The 22,389-nt window shown below is 41.1% G+C and carries 25 protein-coding genes; 2 read left to right on the top strand and 23 right to left on the bottom strand.

Going from position 1 to position 22,389, the window contains the following annotated elements; genetic code table 11:
• Entirely contained in the window at positions 1–357 is a 357-nt protein-coding gene (locus OFO07_RS03125; protein ID WP_270858348.1) for a hypothetical protein, read from the bottom strand.
• 144 nt (positions 358–501) lie between these two features.
• Here OFO07_RS03125 and OFO07_RS03120 point away from each other — a divergent pair, with 144 nt between their 5' ends.
• Together OFO07_RS03120 and yedE are read left to right on the top strand one after the other, a co-directional pair.
• Positions 502–894 (top strand): helix-turn-helix domain-containing protein, encoded by a 393-nt coding sequence (locus tag OFO07_RS03120; RefSeq protein WP_270870895.1) that lies wholly within the window; start codon positions 502–504, stop codon positions 892–894.
• A 142-nt stretch (positions 895–1,036) separates the two neighbouring features.
• On the top strand, positions 1,037–2,098 hold the full coding sequence (gene yedE / locus OFO07_RS03115; protein ID WP_270870894.1) for a YedE family putative selenium transporter: 1,062 nt from the start codon (positions 1,037–1,039) through the stop codon (positions 2,096–2,098).
• Between the two features lie 80 nt (positions 2,099–2,178).
• Here the strand turns inward: yedE and OFO07_RS03110 are convergent, their stop codons facing one another.
• The 22 genes from OFO07_RS03110 to atpG all read right to left on the bottom strand — a co-directional run bounded on the left by OFO07_RS03110 (position 2,179) and on the right by atpG (position 22,388).
• Positions 2,179–3,006, bottom strand: coding sequence for a transporter substrate-binding domain-containing protein (locus OFO07_RS03110; protein WP_270870893.1), 828 nt, complete (start codon positions 3,004–3,006; stop codon positions 2,179–2,181).
• A 174-nt stretch (positions 3,007–3,180) separates the two neighbouring features.
• Entirely contained in the window at positions 3,181–3,951 is a 771-nt protein-coding gene (locus OFO07_RS03105) for an NADH-quinone oxidoreductase subunit B family protein (RefSeq protein ID WP_270862246.1), read from the bottom strand.
• Positions 3,951–4,484, bottom strand: coding sequence for a 4Fe-4S dicluster domain-containing protein (locus OFO07_RS03100; protein WP_270870892.1), 534 nt, complete (start codon positions 4,482–4,484; stop codon positions 3,951–3,953). The genes OFO07_RS03105 and OFO07_RS03100 overlap by 1 nt, the downstream gene beginning before the upstream one ends.
• On the bottom strand, positions 4,485–6,188 hold the full coding sequence (locus tag OFO07_RS03095) for an NADH-quinone oxidoreductase subunit C (RefSeq protein ID WP_270869692.1): 1,704 nt from the start codon (positions 6,186–6,188) through the stop codon (positions 4,485–4,487).
• Positions 6,185–7,606 carry a proton-conducting transporter transmembrane domain-containing protein gene (locus OFO07_RS03090; RefSeq protein WP_270862243.1) on the bottom strand — a complete coding sequence of 474 codons (1,422 nt, stop codon included), beginning with the start codon at positions 7,604–7,606 and terminating at the stop codon, positions 6,185–6,187. Before OFO07_RS03090 ends, OFO07_RS03095 begins: the two co-directional genes overlap by 4 nt.
• Before the next feature lie 2 nt (positions 7,607–7,608).
• Complete coding sequence (gene hyfE / locus OFO07_RS03085; protein ID WP_270858356.1) at positions 7,609–8,244, bottom strand: hydrogenase 4 membrane subunit; 636 nt, start codon at positions 8,242–8,244, stop codon at positions 7,609–7,611.
• A gap of 1 nt (position 8,245) precedes the next feature.
• The gene (locus tag OFO07_RS03080; protein ID WP_270869691.1) at positions 8,246–9,127 is read right to left on the bottom strand and encodes a respiratory chain complex I subunit 1 family protein; all 882 of its coding nucleotides are present in this window, start codon (positions 9,125–9,127) and stop codon (positions 8,246–8,248) included.
• A complete protein-coding gene (locus OFO07_RS03075; protein WP_270870891.1) occupies positions 9,124–11,001 on the bottom strand; it encodes a proton-conducting transporter transmembrane domain-containing protein in 1,878 nt (625 codons plus the stop codon). Before OFO07_RS03075 ends, OFO07_RS03080 begins: the two co-directional genes overlap by 4 nt.
• Positions 10,994–11,926, bottom strand: coding sequence for a 4Fe-4S dicluster domain-containing protein (locus OFO07_RS03070; RefSeq protein WP_270870890.1), 933 nt, complete (start codon positions 11,924–11,926; stop codon positions 10,994–10,996). Before OFO07_RS03070 ends, OFO07_RS03075 begins: the two co-directional genes overlap by 8 nt.
• A 136-nt stretch (positions 11,927–12,062) precedes the next feature.
• Positions 12,063–12,812, bottom strand: coding sequence for an ATP-binding protein (locus tag OFO07_RS03065; protein ID WP_270870889.1), 750 nt, complete (start codon positions 12,810–12,812; stop codon positions 12,063–12,065).
• Positions 12,809–13,492: a 5'-methylthioadenosine/adenosylhomocysteine nucleosidase gene (locus OFO07_RS03060; RefSeq protein WP_270870888.1), complete on the bottom strand. Its 684-nt coding sequence runs from the start codon at positions 13,490–13,492 to the stop codon at positions 12,809–12,811. Before OFO07_RS03060 ends, OFO07_RS03065 begins: the two co-directional genes overlap by 4 nt.
• Positions 13,489–14,418: an ACP S-malonyltransferase gene (fabD, locus tag OFO07_RS03055; RefSeq protein ID WP_270870887.1), complete on the bottom strand. Its 930-nt coding sequence runs from the start codon at positions 14,416–14,418 to the stop codon at positions 13,489–13,491. Before fabD ends, OFO07_RS03060 begins: the two co-directional genes overlap by 4 nt.
• A gap of 3 nt (positions 14,419–14,421) precedes the next feature.
• On the bottom strand, positions 14,422–15,054 hold the full coding sequence (locus OFO07_RS03050) for an FKBP-type peptidyl-prolyl cis-trans isomerase (RefSeq protein WP_270858363.1): 633 nt from the start codon (positions 15,052–15,054) through the stop codon (positions 14,422–14,424).
• 38 nt (positions 15,055–15,092) lie between these two features.
• Positions 15,093–15,923 (bottom strand): hypothetical protein, encoded by an 831-nt coding sequence (locus tag OFO07_RS03045; RefSeq protein ID WP_270858364.1) that lies wholly within the window; start codon positions 15,921–15,923, stop codon positions 15,093–15,095.
• 1 nt (position 15,924) lies between these two features.
• Positions 15,925–16,395, bottom strand: coding sequence for an OmpA family protein (locus OFO07_RS03040; RefSeq protein ID WP_270858365.1), 471 nt, complete (start codon positions 16,393–16,395; stop codon positions 15,925–15,927).
• A 51-nt stretch (positions 16,396–16,446) separates the two neighbouring features.
• Entirely contained in the window at positions 16,447–17,694 is a 1,248-nt protein-coding gene (gene tolB, locus OFO07_RS03035; protein ID WP_270869242.1) for a Tol-Pal system protein TolB, read from the bottom strand.
• Positions 17,695–17,747: 53 nt separating this feature from the next.
• The gene (locus OFO07_RS03030; RefSeq protein ID WP_270864845.1) at positions 17,748–18,680 is read right to left on the bottom strand and encodes a TonB C-terminal domain-containing protein; all 933 of its coding nucleotides are present in this window, start codon (positions 18,678–18,680) and stop codon (positions 17,748–17,750) included.
• The gene (locus OFO07_RS03025) at positions 18,673–19,071 is read right to left on the bottom strand and encodes an ExbD/TolR family protein (RefSeq protein WP_270858368.1); all 399 of its coding nucleotides are present in this window, start codon (positions 19,069–19,071) and stop codon (positions 18,673–18,675) included. The genes OFO07_RS03030 and OFO07_RS03025 overlap by 8 nt, the downstream gene beginning before the upstream one ends.
• Before the next feature lie 6 nt (positions 19,072–19,077).
• On the bottom strand, positions 19,078–19,644 hold the full coding sequence (locus tag OFO07_RS03020; RefSeq protein WP_270862173.1) for a MotA/TolQ/ExbB proton channel family protein: 567 nt from the start codon (positions 19,642–19,644) through the stop codon (positions 19,078–19,080).
• Positions 19,645–19,646: 2 nt separating this feature from the next.
• Positions 19,647–20,051 (bottom strand): ATP synthase F1 subunit epsilon, encoded by a 405-nt coding sequence (gene atpC, locus OFO07_RS03015; RefSeq protein ID WP_270858370.1) that lies wholly within the window; start codon positions 20,049–20,051, stop codon positions 19,647–19,649.
• Positions 20,052–20,060: 9 nt separating this feature from the next.
• The gene (gene atpD / locus OFO07_RS03010; RefSeq protein WP_270870886.1) at positions 20,061–21,458 is read right to left on the bottom strand and encodes a F0F1 ATP synthase subunit beta; all 1,398 of its coding nucleotides are present in this window, start codon (positions 21,456–21,458) and stop codon (positions 20,061–20,063) included.
• An 18-nt stretch (positions 21,459–21,476) separates the two neighbouring features.
• Positions 21,477–22,388 carry an ATP synthase F1 subunit gamma gene (gene atpG, locus OFO07_RS03005; protein WP_270858372.1) on the bottom strand — a complete coding sequence of 304 codons (912 nt, stop codon included), beginning with the start codon at positions 22,386–22,388 and terminating at the stop codon, positions 21,477–21,479.
• Position 22,389 lies beyond the last annotated feature (1 nt).

Genomic DNA, 22,389 nt, shown 5'->3' with positions numbered 1-22,389 from the left:
TTATTCCTTATCCAAATATTTATTGCAATCAGGAATTGTGTTTTTAAATTGTTCATTTTGGTTTAAAATACAACTGATTTTACCGCCATATTTATCGGCTACGCTTGAAAAATCACAAATTTTAGTGCGGTATTCACGAGCTTTCGCCTCATTTCCAGCTTGTAAATACATACACGATGTATAAAGGCAGAAATTTTCACTTACATTTTGTTCGCAAAGCATAGCACAAGCATTTATTCCTTCGCTTCTGCAATCAGGTTCCGATACGCTCTCTTCTAATGCTTGATTTAATTCTGCACAGCCGTTAAATAACATTACGGCAACAACTAAGATAGAAAATTGAAATAATTTTTTCATAATTTTTCCTTTTTTTAAAAATTTCCCCTAATTCTACCCAATTTTCCCTAAATTTATTCAATTCGAAGTCTATAAATATTCAATACGAATAAAAAAATATTTAAAATTCAAAGAAGTTATTCATTTTGAATATTTAGGACGAAAATGGAAATTTACGAAAAAATCGCCGAGATTGCAAAAGAAAAAAATATTAGCAAAAAAGAGCTTGTCAGGCGGATTTTATCGCTCGAACCGCACCTCAACTCCACAGGCGAAATCCCTAGCGAACCCACGCTTTACAACTACCTCAACGGCAATCGTGAGCTAAAAGTCGAGCTAATCCCGTTCATCGCTCAGGCGTTAGGCGTTTTCGAGCAAGAGCTTTTCATTTGCACCGAAAATGACAAAGCGAGATTTTACAACCATTTAGCCAAAACCTACGCCACGCTCGACCCCGAATTTAGCGAACTTTTACCCTATGCTTCACCTATTTTGCTAAAACACATAAAACTACTTTTGCGCGAAAGCAAAGCCCAAACCCAAAATTTAATGCAATAACTCAAAACCCGCAAATTTCATAAATTTAAAACCAAATTTCTATCCCAAACTAATCAAATTTTTTCAATCAACTCTAATCAAATTTCGCTACAATTCGCCCCGAAAAAAGCAGGTCTGCTTAACTTATCAAAAAGGCAATTTAATGCCAAAATCAACCATACTTTTTATCATTTCAGGTGCCCTTCTTGGCCTTGGCGGAGCCGCGCTCGTGCATTATGGCAACCCCGCGAATATGGGCGTTTGCGCCGCGTGTTTCTTGCGCGATACAGCTGGTGCGCTTGGCTTTCACAGAGCGGCCGTGGTGCAATACATACGCCCAGAAATCATCGGCCTTATCATCGGCGGTTTTATCGCCTCGCTAATTAGTGGCGAGTATCGCACACTCTCGGCCTCATCGCCATTTACGAGATTTATCTTAGGGATTTTTGCGATGATTGGCTGCTTGGTGTTTTTGGGCTGTCCGTGGAGAGCGTTTTTGCGCCTAGGCGGAGGCGATATGAGCGCAATCGCTGGCGTAGTGGGGCTATTTGCCGGGGTGGCTTGTGGCAGGTTTTTTAAGGCTAGCGGATACGAGACAGAGCGCGAAAACGAGCTTTCAAAACCGCTTGGCGCAATGCCACTTATCATCGGAATTTTGCTTTTGCTAGCACTCATTAGCGGGGTGAAATTTGGCGAAAATGGCGCGATTTTTAGCTCGACTTCGGGCCCTGGTTCGCAACATGCGCCGATTTTTATCTCCCTAATCGTAGCCGTTATCATCGGCGCGGCTATGCAAAGAAGCAAATTTTGCTCCGTTGGCGCACTTTCGCGCACTTTTAACGGCGATTTTTCTATGTTTTGGGGCATAGTGGCGGTGATCGCGAGTGCCTCAATCGCAAATTTGGCGTTTGGGCAGTATAAATTCGGCTTCGAAGCTCAACCAATCGCGCATAACGAATTTATCTGGAATTTTGCTGGCATGGCATTGGCGGGGCTGTGCTTTTCGCTGTGCGAAGGCTGTCCTGGCAAACACCTAGTCCAGGCTGGAAGCGGAAACCTAAACTCTGCGATTTTCGTCGCTGGCATGGCGTGTGGCGGGGCTATCGCGCATAATTTCTCGCTAGCTAGCTCGGCTAAGGGGATTAGCGAATTCGCGCCGTATGCAGTGGCGCTTGGCTTTGCGTTTTGTGCGTATTTTGGGATTTTTAGTAGGCAAAAAGCCTAAATTTGAAATTTGGCGCGATCTAACACTCGCGCCAAATTTTTAAGAAGTTAAAATTTTAATCAATGCGAATTTCGCGGTGATTACATAGTTAAAAATTGATTGTATAAATCATCTAACAAAAAGTAGTGTTTAGGGACATTTCCGTTATAAAACGGCCCGATAGTCTCATCGTATTTTTTATCGAAATAGCCTGCTTGCGAGAGCTCGAAAATCTTTTGATCGACCAATTGTAGCATATCTCTGTTGCCCTTTTGGGTGACGACGCAGTCGAAAAATGTCTCGCCGATTTTTGGGATTGATACTTCGAAATTTAGATCTAGCACCGGCACAGAGGCGACTGAGACGATATTGTGCATATACGCGTCAGCCTCGCCACGATTGACCTTGTCGTAGCAGTCTTTGTTGTTTTGGCATGGCACTGGGGTGATATTAGGGTTTTTGCGCACCCAGACATCTGAGTTGCTCTCGCCGATGACGGCTATTCTTTTGCCCTCTAAATCCTCAATTGATTTGATACCGGCTGATCTTTTCGAAACGGTCGAGAGATTGATAGAAAAATACGGCACCGAAAAATCAGCCACTTGGGCGCGTTTTTCGTTTCTAGTGTAAGCTGCGATTAGCAAATCGACCTTGTTGTCTTTGACATAGTCTAAGCGCTCTTTTTGAGGCACGCCTACGAACTCTATCCTGCCCTCATCGCCTAAAATAGCCTTTGCGACCTCTTTTGCAAAGTCGATCTCAAAGCCCACAAATGAGCCATCGCTTTGCAATACGCTAAATGGTGCCATGTGCTCGCTCACGCCGATTCTTAAAACCTTGCTAGATTTGATTTGATCTAGCGTGTTTGCGCTGGCTACGCCAGCACCCAAGCAAGCTACGCCCGCCAATGAACAAAGAAGTTTTTTCATGATTTCCCCTTTTAAAAATACTCTTCATTATACCCCCCCCCCCTTAATTTTGCTTAAATTTGAGCAAAATTTGAATAAAAATTTAGTATTTTTGTATAAATTATCAGATTGGGATATTTTTGATAAATTTAGATAAAATTTGTAGAATTTTAAAAAGGGGCGTAAATTTAAAATTTACGCCCAAGCAAGGGATTTTGGATCGATTTTTTCTGCGCCAAAATACTTGCCATACACATCGTTGTAGATAATTCCCAAGCACTCTTTAAATCTCGGATCCTCTTCTGCGCTAATCGCGTTTAAAACAGCTGTTTTGACGCTAGCAGGGTTTTTAGGCTCACCGCTTGTGCGAAGCGCGTCCATAAATTTGTCATAAAGCTCATCAGCATGGACATAGCTCATCAAAAATTTTGCCTTTTGGTAAGCTGATTTTTCAAACGCCATATCGCCTACTAACGAAGGTTTATCTGTGAAAATAAAATTCTCACTTTTTTCAAATTTCTGCTCTTTTAGCTTTTGATCTACTAGCCCAAGCGCGCTAGCTAGCCCATATAAAATGCCAGCTGGGTGCGGAGGACAGCCGGGGATAAAGACATCGACTGGAATTACGCTTTGCGCACCGCCCCACACGGCGTAACTATCGTGGAAGATTCCGCCACTTGAACCGCACGCGCCCAAGGCTACGACGATTTTTGGCTCAGGGATAGCCTCATACGCGCGCAAAAGCGGATAATACATCTGCCTAGTAACAGGTCCAGTTACTAGCAAAATATCGGCGTGGCGCGGGTTTGCGACGAGTTTGAAGCCAAATCTCTCTGGATCCCATTGTGGAGCAAGAGTGGCGAAAATCTCGATTTCGCAACCATTACAGCTGCCGCAATCGACACGAAAAACGCTGAAACTTCGCCTAATTTGTTTTAAAAATTTTAATTTATCATCGCCGCTCATCACACAATCCTTTGATAATCATTTTCTCGCATTTTCGCTGCTGTGTTTTCGCGTTTGCAAGCAGGGCAAATTTGCGTATATTCTCTGGCTAGCTTTTTGCGATCATCGCTCATATTCGAAGACGCGATTCTACTAAGCGCGGTTTGGACAAAACGCTTCGAAGTAAAGGCCTTACCACACTGCGAGCAGTTATGCGCCTCCATAGTGCCACACACATGCAAATCAGCTCGATTGAAATTCACGCCTAGTTCAAATTTAGAGCTAAGTTTGATAGCTTTTGTAGGGCAGACCTCCTCGCAACGACCACAAAAAATGCACCTGCCAGTATCGTATCGCCACACTACTGATTTTTCATCTTCGATTTTGACGCTGATTGCGTTTGGCGGGCAAGCCACACCACAAGACGCGCAACCAATGCACAAAGCGTAGGTGTATTCTGGGCGGCCTCTGAAATTTTCACTCATTTCATACGGCGCTAACGGATAAGGCTTTGTAACAACTCCCTTTTTTTTCACTAAATCAAAAATTTTCATCTAATTTCCTTTTTGGCAAATCGCTTTAAGCTCTTTTCCGGCTAAAATTTTGCTTTTTCCGCTTTTTATATCGACTACGGTTAGCCTTTCGGTGCATGAATAGCACGGATCTAGGCTACATACGATAAGCGCAGCATCAGCGACGGTGTAGCCACGAAGCTGATGAGCTAGGGCTGGCCAGTTGCTAAATGTAGGGGCTTTGACACGCCATCTATATACCTTTTGGCTACCACTTTGCATTATCCAGTGTATATCTTCACCGCGTGGAGCTTCGATATAACCGATTGCGTAGCTGTTTGGCTTAACCCTATAATCGCTACTTACGATGATATCGCCACCTGGCATTATATCAATACACTGCCTAATCACACTAATCGCGTCTTTTGTATCGTGGTAGCGCACCTTGACTCTGCCATAGACATCGCAACTAGTTTCGGTATTTATGTTAAATTTGAGTTTTTTCGTAAATTCATCAGGGTAATCGTAGCGAACATCTCGCTTAAATCCACTAGCCCTGATTGTAGGTCCTACTGAGCCATAATCCCTACCGACCTGCGGATCTAAAACGCCAATTCCCTTCCAGCGAGACATTTGTCTTTCATCATTTATGATGACTTCCCAGACATCTTCAAATTCTTGCTCGATTTTAGAGAGCAAATTTAAAATCTCTTTTATCTCTTTGGCTCTGATATCTCGCCTCATACCGCCTACGGTTACCGTGCCGTAAGTTTTCCTGCCACCTGTTAAAATTTGGGCCAAATCGAGCGTGTATTCACGCACTCTAAATACATGCATAAATGCAGTATAGTTTCCTGTAACCTCGCACGCTAAACCGATATTTAGCAAATTTGAGTGAAGTCTTTCGACCTCTGCGCTCATTATACGGAGTGCCTGCGCGCGTTCAGGGATTTCTAGCCCCATAGCGTTTTCTGTGGCTCTTGCCATAGCGATAGAGTGCGCAAAACCGCAAATTCCGCAAACTCTCTCGGCTAAAAATGCCATTTGAGTGTAGTTCATACGATTTTCGGCTAGTTTTTCCATGCCTCTATGCTCATAATACAGCCTATAATCCGCATCTACAATCGTGTCGCCGTCACAATAAAGCCTAAAATGTCCCGGTTCATCAGCCGTGATATGAAGCGGTCCAAGCGGGATAGCTTGGGTATTTACTCCCTTTGGCTTTTTAAATTCATAATCAGGCTCTATGCTTAGTGGATCTGGACGAAATTTATAATTCATCTCATCTTTTCTAAGCGGATATAAATCTAGTGGCCAATCATCACTCATAGCAAGTCTTCTTGGATCGATTAACCCTTCCGCTCTAAGCCCAAAAAGATCAAAAGCTTCTCTTTCATACCAAACAGCAGCCTTAACGAGTGGCGTAACTGAGGGATAAACAGGATCATCAGCCGGAATTAGAGTTTTAACGGTTATAAAGCATTTCTCTTCTAATTCATCATCTTGGCTAAATTTAGAACCCTCCATAGAAAGCACATAATAAAGCGCAAAATGTTTATTTATAGACCTTTCATCATTTGCTACCATCGTCACCAACCAACCGCCGATACCATAATATAGCTTATTTACCACAGCAGGCAGGTCGTTTCTATCGACCAAAATCGTTATTTGTTTATCGGTTTGTCTAGTGGTTTCAAGTATGTTAAATTCGCTTTCGATTTGACTAATGTATAAATCACCTATCATCTTAAATCCTTTATTAAATTCACGCTCAAATCAAGCAAATTCCAGAAAAACTCAAACTTCCAAAGTCCGAAAGCGATAACAAAAAAGCCCAAAAATATAAGCGGTAAATTTTCAAACAAACTCATCTCTTTATCGTATTTTAACTCGCTTTGGTTTTTGCCAAATGAAGCTAAGAAAAAGTGTGAAAAGTCTGCTATGAAAATAACTGCTAATGCAATCGCAAAAATAATCGCTACGACATATCGCTCTGTCAAAATTGCTTGTGTAAAAGTCATAAATTCGCTTACGAAAATCGCAAAAGCCGGAACTCCAACAAGTGAGCAAATCGAAATTCCAAAAAACACGCAAGTAAGCGGTGCAGTGTATGCTAGACCGCCCATTTTGTGCATATTGTTTGTTTGGTAAATTCTCCAAGTATTTCCCGTGGTAAGGAAAGCTAGGGCTTTTGTAAGGCTGTGAGCTAGGCAATGGAAAAGTGCTGCCGCTACGCCGATTTTCCCGCCAACTCCCAAAGCAAATGCGATAACGCCCATATGAACTACGCTGTGATAAGCAAGCATGCGTTTTACATCGTGTTGAGTTACCAAGAAATACCCAGCCACATAAAGTGTAATCACGCCACTTACAAGCATAGTATCCATTACAAATTCCATGCCGACTGAATTTGCAGCGATAAAATAGTATCTAATGAGAGCTAGCATTGCGACTTTTAGCACTATACCGCTAAGCACAGCAGAAGTCGGAGATGGACCTTGCGCGTGAGCATCAGGAAGCCAAGTATGGGTTGGAACAAGACCTGCTTTTGTGCCAAATCCCACAAGAGCTAGGATAAAAATAACTTTCATCGTAAGCGGATCGATTTTTTTATCAATCAAATCTGTAAATAAAATCCCGCCACTTGAATAAAGCAAAATAGTAGCCAACATAGCAAATGCTAGACCAAGAGAGCAGACCATTACATATTTATAACCGGCTTCTACGATTTGTTTTTTCTTGTTATAAACAACCATAAAAACACTACTTAGCGTTGTCGCTTCGACCGCTGCCCACATAATAGCAATATCATTTGCCACAGCAGATAGTATCATAGCAAATGTCGTGATATAGGCTAAAACTAGCATTTTTTTGATTTTTTTAGGACTTTCATCTCTCCAACCAAGATAAGTAGGAAAATATAGCGTTACCAAAGTCCCTGTAATGCCGATGATTGTCAGATAAATTCCACCCAAGCTATCTAAAAACAGCATTTTATTTAGTGCGAAAAGCGGCGAATATCCTATAAGCGAAATAGCTTTAAAAATAACCGCACAAATAATTAGCGCAAAGACCAAATTCGCGACTTTTATCTTGTTATCAGGCACGAAATAAATCAACGCCGCAAATATTAACGGCAAAATAAGCAATAAACATATTATCATACTCAACCCTTTAACTCGCTGGCTAAATTCGTATTTTGGCTACCAAAGACCTCTTTGTATCTAACCGCCAAAATAGCCATAATCGCAATTCCAAACACAGCGTCGCTTAAAATTCCAAGCTCGACTAGCGAACTAGCATTACAAGCGTTTGTGGCTAAATTTAGATGAACCGCATTTTCTATCAAACAATAAGCCAAAATTTGTTTTAAAAACGACCTTCTTAAAATAAATCCGCAAACCCCAATCCAAAATGTAAAAATCGCAGCGCAAATGACAAATTCATTTTGAATAATTGCAAATTTCATAAAGATTGGCGTCAAAAGATAAGCTAGCCCAATCGAAAAAGCAAAAGCTATCACAGGCGATAAGAAAAATCCTGTGTATGGGTCGTTTTCGTGCTTTTCATCGATTCTAATAAGGGTAAAGAAAAGTATCGCAGGCACCAAAATCACCTTGGTAATGACCGCGATTATCGCCCACGAATACAGCTCGCCAGCTCCAAATTTGGCCGCCATGATAAAAAATAGCGTCACCAAACAAAGGGTATTTAACGCATAAAGAGAAATTGAAATTTTATAATCCCTAAACGAAAATACCGCCAAAGAAATCATCATTAAAAGTATTGCAAACACTTCCATATCAAACCCCCGCAGCAAACAAAATTACGCTTAAAACGCCAAGTCCTAGCATCCACGAAGCGTTTAATTTCAAAGTCGAAAGCATTGCATACCTAGGACCGAAGTTATCGATTAACACAGCAGCCGTTGTGGCAAATTCGACCAAAATCACCGTAAAAATGCAATCTAGTAGTAAATTATTAAACCCAAAAGGGATAAAAATTTTAACAAATAGGCAAATTACGGCAAATTGTTTTAGCATAGCTCCAATGTCGATGAGCGCCAAATCTCTACCGCTAAATTCAGCCACGACGCCTTCTTGAACCTCTTGTTCTGCTTCTGCTATATCAAAAGGCTTTCTTGACATTTCGATATAAACAGACCATAACAATACGATTCCTGCTATTATAAATGAAATTTTAAATCCAACTTCGCCGTTAATGACCGCATTATGAATAGTGGTTAAATTTGTAGTCCCAAACATTACACAAACCACAATCAAACCGCAAATCATAATAGGCTCAGCATAAAGGGCTAGCATATTTTCTCTGTTTGCGCCGATTGCCGCAAATGGGTTAAGGCTATCAAATGCCGCTAAATTTAGAATAACCCTAAATGCGACCAGCAGATACACGATAACAATCAAATCTGAAATGCTCTCACACCTAGCAGCAGTTAGCATTACCAAAAATGCTCCGATTGCCACGAGCAAATACGGCGTCCATTTAAAGACAAAATGGGCTGAATTTGGAGCTGTTCGCTTTCTGCGCAAAAGTTTTAACAAATCATAATAAGTTTGCCAAATCGGCGGTCCTTGGCGAGACTGGATTTTTGCACGCAAACTTCGACAAATACCGTCAAATAGTGGCATCAAGGCAAGAGCTAAAAGTAGTTGTAATATCATAGTTTGCCTCCAAAAAAGTAAAATATTCCCACGCCTAAAATGCCAAGATAAAGCACCATATAAAATGCGTAAGTCGCACTCTTGCCGTTTTGCATAATGGCGATTTTATCGGCTATTTTCATATTTATATCAATTATAGGCTTATAGATATACTCCATAAAAACATCTTTTACGATAATACTATAAGAGCTACCTTTTTTGCGCATTTTTATGCACATAAATTTAGCCAAAACTCGCCTTAAATCACCCACGGCTGTGTTTGAATTTGGCAAGAAATCGTTGCTGAATTTAAATCCGTTCGCCCACGGATCGCTTAGTTTTGGTTTATCAAAAGGCGATTTGAAAACTAGCAAAATCACAAATGGCAAGATTAACATAGCAATCAAACATAGCCAAAGTAGCGAAAATGATAGCGTCGCTCCACTATCTGCCACTGGCATAAATGACCAAATTTTGCTTACAAACATAGGCGATGAAAGAGCCAAAATCACGCAGAAAAGTGCCAAAATCACCATAGGCACGAGCGAGAAAATCGAAGCCTCCCTATACTCGCCTTTGGCTTTGCCACTAAATATTAATCCGTAAAATTTAACAAAGGCAAACGCACAAAGCACGCCAGCTAGCGTCAAACCGATAGTTGAAAGCGCAAAAACTAATCTTGAAATTCCAGGATCTGTTTTTGATAAAAGCGCTTTATATATCAGCCACTCGCTCGCAAAGCCGTTAAATAGCGGAATTGCGACTATGCTTAACACAGCTATTAGCGAACAAAACGCAGTGATTGGCATAAATTTGGCCAAACCACCCAAAGAGTTGATTTTTAGCTTTTTGCTTGCATTGTAGATATTTCCAGCAGCAAAGAACAAAACAGCCTTAAACACGCTGTGATTTAAGCTATGTAAAATCGCACCAGCCAAACCAAAGGCTGCCAAAATATTATTTGCAGTAGCAAGCCCATAAAGTCCAGCACCAAGTGCTAGCAAAATAATTCCCATATTTTCGACAGAACTATATGCGATTAGTTTTTTATACTCGTTTTGAAGCGCAGCAAAAATGATACCCCAAACAGCACCAAATGCGCCCAAAATCATCATAGCTAAGGCAAAAGAGGCAGGAATTTTGGCAATCAACATAAATTTAATCAAACCAAAAATCGCGACCTTACTCATCGCGGAACTAAATAACGCTGAGACATTTGAATTTGCAAGAGGATATGCTAGTGGGCTCCACACATGAAACGGCGCAAGACCAGCCTTCGTGCCAAATCCGATAAAAAGCAAAATGCAAATAAATAAAGATGAAGTATTGAAATTCCAGTCGCTAAAATGCAAACTTCCAGCACTATGCGCCATAATCAAAAACGCTATAACGATACAAAACGCGCCCACTTGCGCCACGCCAAGATATAGCATAACTGTGAAATTCGAACTTGGAGTGTCGTTGAATTTGAGCATTAGCGCAGAAACTAGCGTCATTAACTCCCATAAAACCACGAATCCAAAGACATCGTTGCTACTAATAACCATTAGCATGCTTAGCATAAAAAAGCTAAAAAGCGCAGATTTTACAGCGAAATTCAGCTTGAAATTTTGCAAATATCCAAGCGAATAAATTGCACTCATCGCGCCTATAAAACATACTATAAAACTAAAAAATGCACCCAAAGGCGTTAGCAAAAAGCTTGGTTCAAACAAAAATCCCCTAAGCACAAATTCGCTACTTCCATGCAGTTGCGATAGGAAATACAGCGCGCCCACTACCGAAATAGCGGCATTTGAAATAAATCCAAAATACAAAGCAGTCTTTTGCGAATTATAAAGAGCTAAGCTGATAACGCCTATTAATAAGTATGAAATAAAAATAAATTCAAGCATTGTCATCCTTATTATCGTTAGATTTCAAATTCGGATTTTTTGCCCCTTTGCTCTCTTTTTTCGGTTTAGAGGCTACTTTTTGCGGTTTTATCTCATCGCTAGGCTTTGGCTCGGTTTTTGGCTCAGCTTTGACTTCCGCTTTTGGCTCGGTTTTTGCTTCAACCTTTTGAGAAGCCAGTTTTTGGGCCACTTTCTCATCTGGTGCAGGAGTTAGGGCAGGAGCTGTTTGTGGGGCTAGTTTTTCAGCCGGTTTTTGGGCTGGCGCACTCTGTGGCGCAGACGCCGTGTCAGGAGCCGCTTTTTCAGCTGGTTTTTCAGCCACGCTCGCTTCTGGCGCAGGTTTTGGCGCAGGTGGAGCCACGAACTCGCTTAAATCAACATCTCTATCGCTGATAGCCTTGATGAAATTTTGCATATTTTCCGTATTTTTGAGTTTTTTTCCGATTTTATGCTCTGAATTTGAATCTAGCATTATAATCGCACCTTTTGGACAGGCTTCGACACAGGCCGAACCTTCTTCTCTACCATCACAAATATCGCATTTGACAGCGAGACTTGGAAATCCCGGTTGGCTAAGATAGTTCGCGTCTTTTTCGACTCCAAAAACACCAGTGCTATCTAATGAGACGGCGCCATACGGACAGGCTACGGTGCAAAGCCCACAGCCGACGCATAAATGCTCATTGAGATGGACAAAATCTGTTAAATTTTGCAAAGCACCGCTTGGGCAAACTACGGCACATGGAGCATCGTCGCATTGGCGACATTGGTTTGTAGAAGAAGTTTTTTCTACTTTGAATACTCTAATGCGTGTAATTCCTAGTTTGCCGCGTTTTATAGATTCTTTAACACAAGCCTTCTCGCACGCCTTACAACCTATGCAAAGCTCCGGATTTGTGATTACAATTTGATGAATTTTACTCACACGACAGCCTTTTCAAAGAAATCTGATAATTGACATGTAAATTTATCAAAATTCGTCTAAATTTAGGTTGAAAAATTATTTATTATTAAAATTTTATTAATATGAAACTAAAATTTAACTACCAAATTTCAAAATTTTAAAATTTCGGTGTGAAAAATGTGTCGTCGTGGATGTTGTTAAACGCGCTTTCTAAGCTGATAAAAAATTTCGGGTGAGCCTTTTCATACTGGGCTAAAAGTTCCTTTGTCGCAGCTCTGGCGATTGGTTCCTTGCCGCCGTATTGGCGGGCTGGACAGCTCTCCTCCTCGTTCATCACGGGCAAGGCGTTGTTTTGCGCACAGGCACTTAGCTGGCGCTCCCTGCATAAAATCAACGGGCGAATTATAATTAGTCCATTTTCGGCGGTATATCTAGGAGCTAGCGTGCGAAGTGCGCCATTGTAGGTGAAATTCATAAAAAAACTCTCCGCAGCGTCGTCTAAATGGTGTGCTATGGCGATTTTGTTAAATCCGTTTTCGAGTGCGTATGTGTAGAGATAGCCTCTGCGCATGCGCGAGCAAAAACTGCAAAATGTGGTGTTTGCGCGGATTTTTTCCTTGCCAAATTCGAAAATTTTGGTTTCAATGATACGATATGGGATTTCGTGTTTGTTAAAATGCGCTGAAATTTCGCTCAAATTTTCGCCTATGCCGTAGCTTATCGTTACGGCCTCGAACTCCCATTTTAGCGGGCTTACACTTTGGAAATGCTTCAAAATGTGTGCCAAAGACATGCTATCTTTGCCACCACTAAGTCCGAGCAAAATTTTATCACCCTCTTCGAACATTTTGTATTTTGCGTTGGTTTGACCGACCACGCGCAAAAGTTTTTTGGAGATATTTATCAAAGAAGTTCGACCATTTTTAGGGCTAAATTCGCGCTGATTTTCGCGCTTTTTACGACAAATTCGTCGAAATCAAACTCAGCCTTGTTTCCAGCCTCGTCGCTAATGGCTCTTAACACGCAAAAGCCAACACCTAGCGCATGACAAACCTGCGCCACGCTAGCGCCCTCCATTTCGACCGCGCTCGCGTCGAATTCGGCTTTAATCCAAGCTTTGCGCGCCTCTTCGCATACGAATTGATCGCCACTTGCGATAATGCCTGATTTTAAATTTAGCCCCAATTCCCTTGCCGCGCGCTGTGCGATTTCGTTAAGATTCGCGTCAGTATCCACAAAAATCGGGCTTCCTGGCACAAATCCGTGCGGATGACCAAAGGCAGTGATATCCAAATCATGCTGGACTAGGCGGGTAGCGTATAAAATTTCGCCGATTTTCAAACCCTCTTTAAGCGCGCCTGCAACGCCCGTGAAAATAAGCTTCTCCGCGCCAAATTTTTCTATCATCAGCGTGGCAGTAAGGGTAGAATTTACCTTGCCGATTTTTGAGTAAGCGATGATAAGCTCGTGCGCGCCGAATTTCGCAAGGTAGAATTCGTTGTTTGCATAATCAATCTTTTTGGCGTCTAAATTCGCCAAAAGTGGCTCTATTTCCTCTGGCATTGCGCCTAAAATTGCGATTTTCAAGCGTTTTCCTTTACGAATTTTACAAATTCTTCTAGCGAGCTTAAATTTGAAATGCTAAAAGTCGGTTTGTCGGTGATTTTTTTGTTTATCCCTTTTAGCACGCTTGCGCCAAATTCGACGAAGCAATCCACGCTATTTTCGTAGTTTTTCACGCTGTGTTTGTATAGCACTGGGCTGATTAGTTGCGCTTTTAAAAGCCCTAGGGCTTCACTTTTTGTGCTATAAATTTTAGCTGTTGCATTGGCTACGACTGGGGCGAAACTCTCATTTAGCGCAGGCTCTAAATGGCTCACAAGCTCGTCGCTTGCGCTTTGAAGCATTGGGCAGTGGCTAGCTACGCTCATATTAAGCAACATTGCGCGCTTTGCGCCAGCTTCTTTAAATTTAGCTTCCAAACTCGCCAAATCATCGCGGTTGCCAGCCACGACGATTTGTCCGTCGCAGTTGAAATTCGCAGCCCAAACCTGCTTGCCCTGCGCCCTAGCCTCGTCGCAAATAGCGCAAACTACCTCATCGCTAAGGGCCAAAACCACCATCATACCGGCATTTTTGCCCTCGCAAGCATTTTGCATTAATTTCCCGCGGATATTTACAAGCCTTAAAATTTCCTTTGCCTCAATCGCGCCAGCAGCACCAAGCGCGCTAAACTCGCCAAGCGAGTGTCCTAGCAAAAACTCAGGCGAAATTTTAATCTGCTCATTTAGCGCCAAAACACACATCATCGAATTTAGCGCGATTGCTGGCTGAGTAAATTCAGAAATATCAAGTTTGTCATTTGCCTCAAAAAGCAAATTTGCAAAATCGATTTTAGTATGCGCACTAGCAGTGTCCAAAAGCTCTTTTGCGCTGGCAAAATTTTCGTAAATTTCTCTGCCCATACCCACGCTTTGTGAGCCTTGACCCGGGAAAATAAATGCGTATTTCATATCTTAGTCCTCGTGGTGATGACCGTGTCCGCCGCAGCACTCATGATCACCATGGTGGTGGTGTCCATGCCCGCCACAACACTCGTGATCTCCGTGGTGGTGATGACCGTGTCCGCCGCAGCACTCGTGGTCTTCGCCATGATGATGTCCGTGTCCGCCACAACCACAAGTATGCTCGCCCTCAGGCACGCCTGTCATTAGCTCGTCTTCGCTCGGCTCGCGGTTTTCGACGACTTTGACATTAAATTCTAACTCTTTGCCTGCAAATGGGTGGTTAAAGTCGATTGTAACATCTTCTTCGCCGATTGCTTTGACGATTACGCGGGTTGTCGCGCCGTCTTCTGCCTGACCGAAAAGCTCCATGCCTACGACCAAATCAATACCTGCAAATTCCTCTTTTGGCAAAATTTGGATAGCGTTTTCGTTGTATTCGCCAACGCCGTCACTTGGTGAAATTCTAACAATTTTGCTCTCTCCCTCGCCTAGGCTTAGAACTTCATCTTCTAGTTTTTGGATAATTTGCTCTTTGCCAGTGATGAAGGCAATCGGATTTGCGTTGAAATTTGACTCTAAAATTTCGCCTGAATTTGCGTCTTTTAGCTCATAATACATTTTTATAACTCTGTTTTGCGCCATAAAATTCTCCTTAAATTAAAATTTATCAAATTTTGATTTTAGCGTGTTGGTGCAGCTTTGGCCTCTTTTGAATCAGGGTAAGATGATTTTAGAGCGTTGTAAAATTTCGTTCCGCTTGCGCTATCCCCGATTTTATCGAAGCTAATTGCTGTGTGATATAAAAGTCTTGGTGTGTAGTCTTGTTTTTGATTGTGCGAAATGCTCTTTTTGTAGTAATTAATCGCGTCCCCGTAAGAGCCCGAAAAATACGCCACTTCGCCTAACATATAATTTGATCTTGCTGGTTGATAATTTTTGCTAGCAAGGTAAGCGTAGCGCTCTTTGGCGCCTGCATAGTCTTTTTTCTTAAATAATTCCTCTGCCTCTTTTGCGATTGAAGCATTGTCTTTGGCGCTAAAATTTGATTTATTTGTGGTAGTTGCACTAGCGCCCTTGGCACTTTGAGCGCCAGTATTTTTGCTTATTTCAGCGTTTTTTTTTACGCTTGAATTTCCAAGTTTTGCATTAATTTCAGAAATTTGAGATTTTAGCCATGCGATATCTTTTTTCATCTGATCTAGCTCGCTACTGCCGTTACTGCGACCAGTCGTGCGAATCTCTAAATCAGCCACTCTGCTTTCTAAATTTGAAACTTTTTCATTAGCTCCTTCTACGACAGTGCGCAAACCCTCCATGTTTTCATTAACACTATTTAGGTTGTTTTGCATATCATTTACTTTTTTACGATTGTCGCGTAAGAATTGCTCGTTTTCTGTCAGACCATAAGAGCTGTCTGAACCGATATTGCCAGCATCAAATGCCGAAACTTCTGCATGTAAAAAAGCTGTAACGCCAAGAAGCGCCACAGCTAAATTTGATTTGAAACTCAAATTAGAAACCTACTTTGAATTCGTCGCGTCTGTTTTGAGCGTCGCACTCTTTTGTGCCATTTTTGCATACTGTGTTGCTCTCGCCGTAGCTAACAACTGATAGTCTGTCGCCATTTACGCCTTGTGCAACCAATGCATCTTTTGCAGCTTTTGCTCTTTTTAGACCAAGAGCGTAGTTGTATTCATCTGTGCCCCACTCATCGCAGTTACCTTCAACTTTAACAGTTAAAGCCTCTGCGCCAGCTTGGTTGAATAAAGCTGCGTTGTTGTTGATTGTACCTTGTTGATCAGCGCGGATATTAAATCTATCGAAATCAAAATATACATTGCCAACTTCGCTTTGAATTTGAGCAGCTAATGCAGCCAATCTGTCAGCATCGCTTAAATTTGAATCTACCTCTGGATTCTTTTTAGAACAACCGCTCAAAAGTAGAGCAGCAACTGCAACTGAAGTTAAAACTAAATGTTTCATACTTATCCTTTCAAAAAAAATTACAAGATTATAGCATAAAAATATTTAAAATTACCAATCAACCGATTGAATTTGACCGATTTTTAATGGAAATTGAAAACTTTTATTCTCATTTACACGGATAATTCCTACTGAACTTCCACCGCCTGCTTGTTTGATATACATAACACTGCCGCCGTCGCTAGAAAATCTAGGGAACATATTTTTGCCACCAGATGTTAGCTGGCGAATCATATCTGTTTGAGTTGAGATCATATAGATATTAAAGCTACCAGATCCGTCGCGACTAGAATAGACTATATAATTTCCATTTGTGCTAATTGAGTTGTTATTTTTGCCGTGATATACCATTTGTGTTACATTTCCACCATTTATGCTAGTGGCAAAAATATTTGGATACCCAAGTCTATCGCTTACGAAAGCTACCCTTGAATCGCCGTCGATGAAATTTCCATTTACATCGATTCCAGGGTAATCTGTAATCTGTCTAGCTGAACCTGAGCCTACATCATATAAATAAATATCTGGTTGGTCTTTTGGTGCGTTTGTGATTAGAAGTTTGCGACCATCAGAGCTTACATCGCCTACGATTGTCATACCTTTACCTGTGAAAATTTTACTTTTTGAGCCGTTTGAAAGGTTGTATTTATAAATCGCAGGGGTATTTTGATTCACATAGTAAGTATAGTAAAACTCATTTTGTGCCGCACTCGCCCATTTAGGGAAGATGTTTAATCCACCACGCAAAACTACCTTTTGGTATGTCAGCGTATAATCAGCCACCATAATCTCACTCTCTTTTGTCGAAGTATATCGAGAGAGCAAAATCATCTCTTTCATCCAATCCACATCAGAATATCCTAGCTCTTTTACGATTTCAGAAACTGCCATGTGAGCCAAAAATGGGTATTTCTCGGCGTTTGAGAGAGAAAAGCTTTTCTCATACATTACTCTACCAGTCCCAGCCTCGATGACTTTGGCCTTTAAATTCATAGGTGATGTTTTGTCGCTAACTGCGTATCTTACGATAAGCGCAGCCCCTAGCTCGCCTAAATTTGAATTAGCGTCCCCGTTATAATCGCTCACCAAATACTCGTCGCTAACATCGAAAGTAGCGCCAACCTTTAAATCCCCTACCATGAGTTTAAAAAATTTGTTATTAAACTCAGCGTTTGAAAGATTTGATGCATTTTGAACGACAATTCTTGGCAGGCTTACGCCCTCGTTTGTAATCGTAGTCGTCGCATCTGCCGCAAAAACAGCCATACAAAATGCAAAAATCAACATTAAATTTTTCATTATCTCTCCTTGCAAAATTTTAAAAAAATGCAATTGTAGTAAAAATTTGTAAATTAAAATTTATTTCTAACTACATCGTTTAAATTTATCTCATAAATAAAAGGCTTCCCGTCAGGCGATTTTGGGAAATTTTGCATTTCCAAATTTCCTAGGAAATCTCTTAGTTTTTGGTTAAATTCGGTATTTGCTCCAAGTCTTTTGATCTGATAATCGCTAATCCTGCCGTCTCCACCAAAGGTTACAACGACGGTGGAATCGTCATTGACAGTGGTTGCGTATTTGCTCCAAAGGCGTTGGAGGATTTTGTTTATCTTGCCACGATATGCGTCGTATTCGCCAGTAAGCTGAGTTTTGCCAGTAACGACATTTGATTTTACTAGCGCGTTGCGCGAAGTCGCCTGATTTTTCGCCTTGGTTTGGGTTTGTTTATCTGATTTTTTGCTACTTTGCACAGCGTCGTTTTTCGATACACTCTCGCTTAGCTTTTTGTTATCTTTCGTAGTATCAGAAAACAGATCGTTCAAATTTGGCTCAGGCTCTTTTTTAGCCTCTTCTTTTGGCTTTGGCTCTTCTGGCTTTTTCTCCGGGATTGGTTCTGGCTCAGGCTCTGGTTTTGGCTCCTCTTTTTTTACCTCCTCTTTTGCTGGCTCTGGTTTTGGCGCAGGTGGTGGAGGTGGGGTAGTAACCTCAGTGGTTGTTTTTAGAGTTTCTTCTTCGACTGGCTTTTCTTCTTGCTCGTGTTGGTCGCCCTCTTTGTCCTCTTCGGCGATATTTGGGGCTGTTGGTATCGGCGAATCGTCAAAATCTATTGGGATTGCGATATCCATAATCGCGCCCAAATCATCGGTATATTTTTTCGCTTTATTTTTGTATTCTGAAATTTGATAAAGAAAAATAGCAAGCAAGCTAAAATATAGAGCCAAAGCGATTAGAAATGATCTAAAATTATCATATCTAACCCCGGTGAAATTTGAATATCTAGCCATTTGTTTGAAGCACAACCTTATTAAAACCAGCTTGTTTTAGCGTCTTTAAAACAAACATTACATTATCATAAATGATTTTTTTATCGGCTTGGATATAAACTGGCTTATCCACAGCGTATTTGCCGCTACTTTTGATGAGTTGCAAATTATCTGGAAATTCAGCCAAACTCATAGTGCTAGTGTCGATATAAATTTTACTATCTGCATCTACACGCACGAGCATAAATTCGGCTGTATTTTGCGATGAAGCCGATTTCGAACCGCTTGGAAGCTCGATTCTCTCATCATAAATAATCGCAGTTTGCGCCACCATTAAAATAGCGAGCAAAACCAGCATAATATCGACAAGCGGAGTTATATTTAATTCAGGATTTTCATCGAAATTATACATACAACTCTACTTTGCGCCTGCTTTATGAAGCAAGATATCAGATGTGCGGTTTATAATGCTTGTAACCTCATAAGCTTTACGCTTAATAAGTAAAGCAAAAGTATATGCAGGAATAGCGACGAAAATTCCACAACCTGTCGCAACCAAAGCCTCGCTAATGGCTGGTGCGATAGTATCTATTCCTGAATTTCCGCCCCCTAGCTTTGAAAATGTATCCAAAATACTAACAACCGTTCCAAAAAGCCCTATAAATGGCGATGTCGAAGCGATGATAGAAAGCCAAGTTAGCCCACTAGTAGCGTCGCGCTCAGCCTTGCTTTTATAGACATTTAGGGCCTCTTTGGTCGTTCGCTCGGGAGTAATTTTTTGAAAAATCGATCCAGAAAGTGCAATCTTGCCACCCATTAAAAGCGATTCTAGCGCCTTTGTTTCTTTGACTTGCCATGCACTAAGCCCTGCGTAGCGCGAAATTAAAATGGTAAATGTAACTATAAAATATATCGAAAGCCAAGAAAGCACAAATATCGTAATAAATGTGCTTCTTGTAAAATAACTTAAAATAAGATCCAACATACTTATTTTTGCCTTGCAAATTCATCAACTCTGGCCATGATAGCAGAGGTAGCCATAGTATCTGTGCTGATAGAATTTAGCAATTCTTTGGCTTTTTGCAACGATTTTGCGACAGCATTTTCGCTATCGCCACCTATCGCCACAGCCTGAGTTGCCAAAATAGTGGTTTTTTCCTCATCGACTTTTAAAAATCCACCATTTACTATGACTAATTGCTTTTTGCCCTCTTTATCTACAATCTCAACGATACCACCCTCGTTGCCGTTTTTCAGACCAGTCAGCAAGGTAGAGTGTCCAGGCAAAACACCAAGTTCGCCGGTTTGACCTGGAAGTTGGACAGACGCAACTTCGCCAGAGAATACCAAACCCTCTGGCGTAACGATTTCTAATAGTAAAAATTTATTCATAGCAGATTCCTATGCCTTCATTTTTTCGGCTTTTGCCACTACCTCGTCAATATTTCCTACCATATAGAAAGCATTTTCAGGTAAATCATCATATTTACCCTCTAAAATTCCCTTAAATCCAGCGATAGTCTCTTCAAGGCTGATATATTTACCAGGGCTTCCTGTGAAAACTTCGGCGACAAAGAAAGGTTGTGAAAGATAACGCTCGACCTTTCTAGCTCTATCGACCACAAGTTTATCCTCTTCGCTAAGCTCGTCCATACCCAAAATTGCGATAATATCTTGCAAATCTTTGTATTTTTGAAGCACAGCTTGAACGCCACGAGCTACCTTGTAATGCTCTTCGCCGATGATTTGCGGATCAAGCATTCTTGAAGTTGAATCAAGTGGATCAACCGCAGGATAAATTCCTTTTTCTGCAATCGCTCTGTTTAGAACGGTTGTCGCATCAAGGTGAGCAAAAACCGTTGCAGGAGCAGGGTCTGTAAGGTCATCAGCTGGAACATAAACAGCTTGAACTGATGTAATTGAGCCTTTTTTAGTCGATGTAATACGCTCTTGAAGTTTTCCCATTTCGCTTGCCAAAGTCGGTTGGTAACCAACGGCACTTGGAATTCGTCCTAGAAGCGCTGACATCTCTGAACCTGATTGAGAAAATCTAAAAATGTTATCGATAAACATCAAAACATCTAGTCCTAGCTCATCACGGAAATACTCAGCCATTGTAAGACCTGTCAAAGCAATTCTATTTCTTGCTCCCGGTGGTTCGTTCATTTGACCATAGGTTAAGGCAACTTTATCCAAAACGCCCGATTCCTTCATTTCGTTATAAAGGTCGTTTCCCTCTCTTGTTCGCTCGCCAACGCCCGCAAATACAGAGTAACCGCTGTGTTTGAAAGCAACATTGTGAATTAGCTCCATAATAATAACGGTTTTACCAACACCGGCACCGCCAAATAGACCAACTTTTCCACCTTTTGCATAAGGAGCTAGCAAATCAACAACTTTAATACCAGTTTCGAAAATTTCGCTTTTTGTGCTTTGGTTTTCAAAGCTTGGCGGATCTCTGTGGATTGACCAGCGAGTTTCGAAATTTTCCTCTTCACCTTCGTCAATCAAATCGCCTGTAACATTAAAAATTCTACCCAAAACTTTTTCGCCAACTGGAACGCTAATAGGCGCACCAAGTGCCTCAGCCTCCAAACCACGGCGCAAACCATCACTCATATCCATAGCGATTGTTCTTACGCGGTTATCACCTAAGTGAGCTGCAACTTCTAAAATTAATCTTTTTGATTCGCCTTCGACATCGTATTTGACTTCGATAGCTTCGTTAATTTTAGGTAAGTAGTCATTGAAATCAACATCAACGACAGGACCCATTACCTGAGAAATTATTCCCTTCATTAATTCTCCTTTCATTTATTATTTCATTGATTCTACACCGCTGATAATCTCTATCAGCTCAGTAGTAATAGAACTTTGTCTAGCTTTATTATATGCCAAATTTAGCTGAGCGACACGCTCTTTTGCGTTGTTTGTCGCGTTTTCCATAGCATTCATTCTAGAACAATGTTCTGCTGCAAGTGAATCTATCAGAGCATAATACATACTATAACTCAAATAGCTTTGCACCAAATTCATCATCAAAATTTCTTCATCTTCTGGATACTGAACTTCTACTTCCATTACAGAACCAGTTTTAAAAGCACTCTCATCAATCTCTGGCTGTCCAATAGGCACGAGGGTAGAAACTCTCATTTCTTGCGAAATCATATTCAAATATCCATTGTGGATAAGAACGATCTTATCAGTTTTGCCCTCTCTAAAATCAGCAACCGCAGCATTTACGATATCATTAGCCTTCTCAGGATTTGGCGATGAGCTTACGCCAACATATCTTTCTAAAAGCTCGACACCTTGGAAGTTAAAATACTCAATGCCTTTTTTGCCCACAGCTCTTAGGCGAACTTTTACATTTTTCGCTTTATACTCTTCGATTAGGGCTTTTACTTGTTTAATGGTATTGATATTAAAACCACCGCAAAGTCCCTTATCTGCTGTGATAAAAAGCAAATCAACAACTTTGACTTCTCTGCTTGTGTTAAAAATTTTTAGCTTATCATCATCACCTACGCTAGCAGCTACATAGTCTTTGATTCGTGCTGAAATTTCGCCAAGAACATCGTTGATCTTCACAGCATAAGCACGAGAGCGCATAGCAGCTTCTTTGGTATTTTTAAGCTTTACATTAGAAACAAGCTTCATAGCTTTTGTTGTTTTTTCTGTATTTTTTACGCTTTTTATCTTTAACTTAATATCTTTTAAATTTGCCATT

Origin of the sequence: Campylobacter sp. JMF_06 NA1, from assembly GCF_027737785.1 — a bacterium.
In the GTDB taxonomy this organism is placed as follows: Bacteria; Campylobacterota; Campylobacteria; order Campylobacterales; family Campylobacteraceae; genus Campylobacter_B.
This window is presented reverse-complemented; position numbering and strand designations above follow the sequence as displayed.

Coding starts and splice junctions, on each gene's coding strand:
- OFO07_RS03125 (WP_270858348.1), bottom strand. CDS start 357: ATGAAAAAATTATTTCAATTTTCTATCTTAGTTGTTGCCGTAATGTTA.
- OFO07_RS03120 (WP_270870895.1), top strand. CDS start 502: ATGGAAATTTACGAAAAAATCGCCGAGATTGCAAAAGAAAAAAATATT.
- yedE (WP_270870894.1), top strand. CDS start 1,037: ATGCCAAAATCAACCATACTTTTTATCATTTCAGGTGCCCTTCTTGGC.
- OFO07_RS03110 (WP_270870893.1), bottom strand. CDS start 3,006: ATGAAAAAACTTCTTTGTTCATTGGCGGGCGTAGCTTGCTTGGGTGCT.
- OFO07_RS03105 (WP_270862246.1), bottom strand. CDS start 3,951: ATGAGCGGCGATGATAAATTAAAATTTTTAAAACAAATTAGGCGAAGT.
- OFO07_RS03100 (WP_270870892.1), bottom strand. CDS start 4,484: ATGAAAATTTTTGATTTAGTGAAAAAAAAGGGAGTTGTTACAAAGCCT.
- OFO07_RS03095 (WP_270869692.1), bottom strand. CDS start 6,188: ATGATAGGTGATTTATACATTAGTCAAATCGAAAGCGAATTTAACATA.
- OFO07_RS03090 (WP_270862243.1), bottom strand. CDS start 7,606: ATGATAATATGTTTATTGCTTATTTTGCCGTTAATATTTGCGGCGTTG.
- hyfE (WP_270858356.1), bottom strand. CDS start 8,244: ATGGAAGTGTTTGCAATACTTTTAATGATGATTTCTTTGGCGGTATTT.
- OFO07_RS03080 (WP_270869691.1), bottom strand. CDS start 9,127: ATGATATTACAACTACTTTTAGCTCTTGCCTTGATGCCACTATTTGAC.
- OFO07_RS03075 (WP_270870891.1), bottom strand. CDS start 11,001: ATGCTTGAATTTATTTTTATTTCATACTTATTAATAGGCGTTATCAGC.
- fabD (WP_270870887.1), bottom strand. CDS start 14,418: ATGAAATACGCATTTATTTTCCCGGGTCAAGGCTCACAAAGCGTGGGT.
- OFO07_RS03050 (WP_270858363.1), bottom strand. CDS start 15,054: ATGGCGCAAAACAGAGTTATAAAAATGTATTATGAGCTAAAAGACGCA.
- OFO07_RS03040 (WP_270858365.1), bottom strand. CDS start 16,395: ATGAAACATTTAGTTTTAACTTCAGTTGCAGTTGCTGCTCTACTTTTG.
- tolB (WP_270869242.1), bottom strand. CDS start 17,694: ATGAAAAATTTAATGTTGATTTTTGCATTTTGTATGGCTGTTTTTGCG.
- OFO07_RS03030 (WP_270864845.1), bottom strand. CDS start 18,680: ATGGCTAGATATTCAAATTTCACCGGGGTTAGATATGATAATTTTAGA.
- OFO07_RS03025 (WP_270858368.1), bottom strand. CDS start 19,071: ATGTATAATTTCGATGAAAATCCTGAATTAAATATAACTCCGCTTGTC.
- OFO07_RS03020 (WP_270862173.1), bottom strand. CDS start 19,644: ATGTTGGATCTTATTTTAAGTTATTTTACAAGAAGCACATTTATTACG.
- atpC (WP_270858370.1), bottom strand. CDS start 20,051: ATGAATAAATTTTTACTATTAGAAATCGTTACGCCAGAGGGTTTGGTA.
- atpD (WP_270870886.1), bottom strand. CDS start 21,458: ATGAAGGGAATAATTTCTCAGGTAATGGGTCCTGTCGTTGATGTTGAT.
- atpG (WP_270858372.1), bottom strand. CDS start 22,388: ATGGCAAATTTAAAAGATATTAAGTTAAAGATAAAAAGCGTAAAAAAT.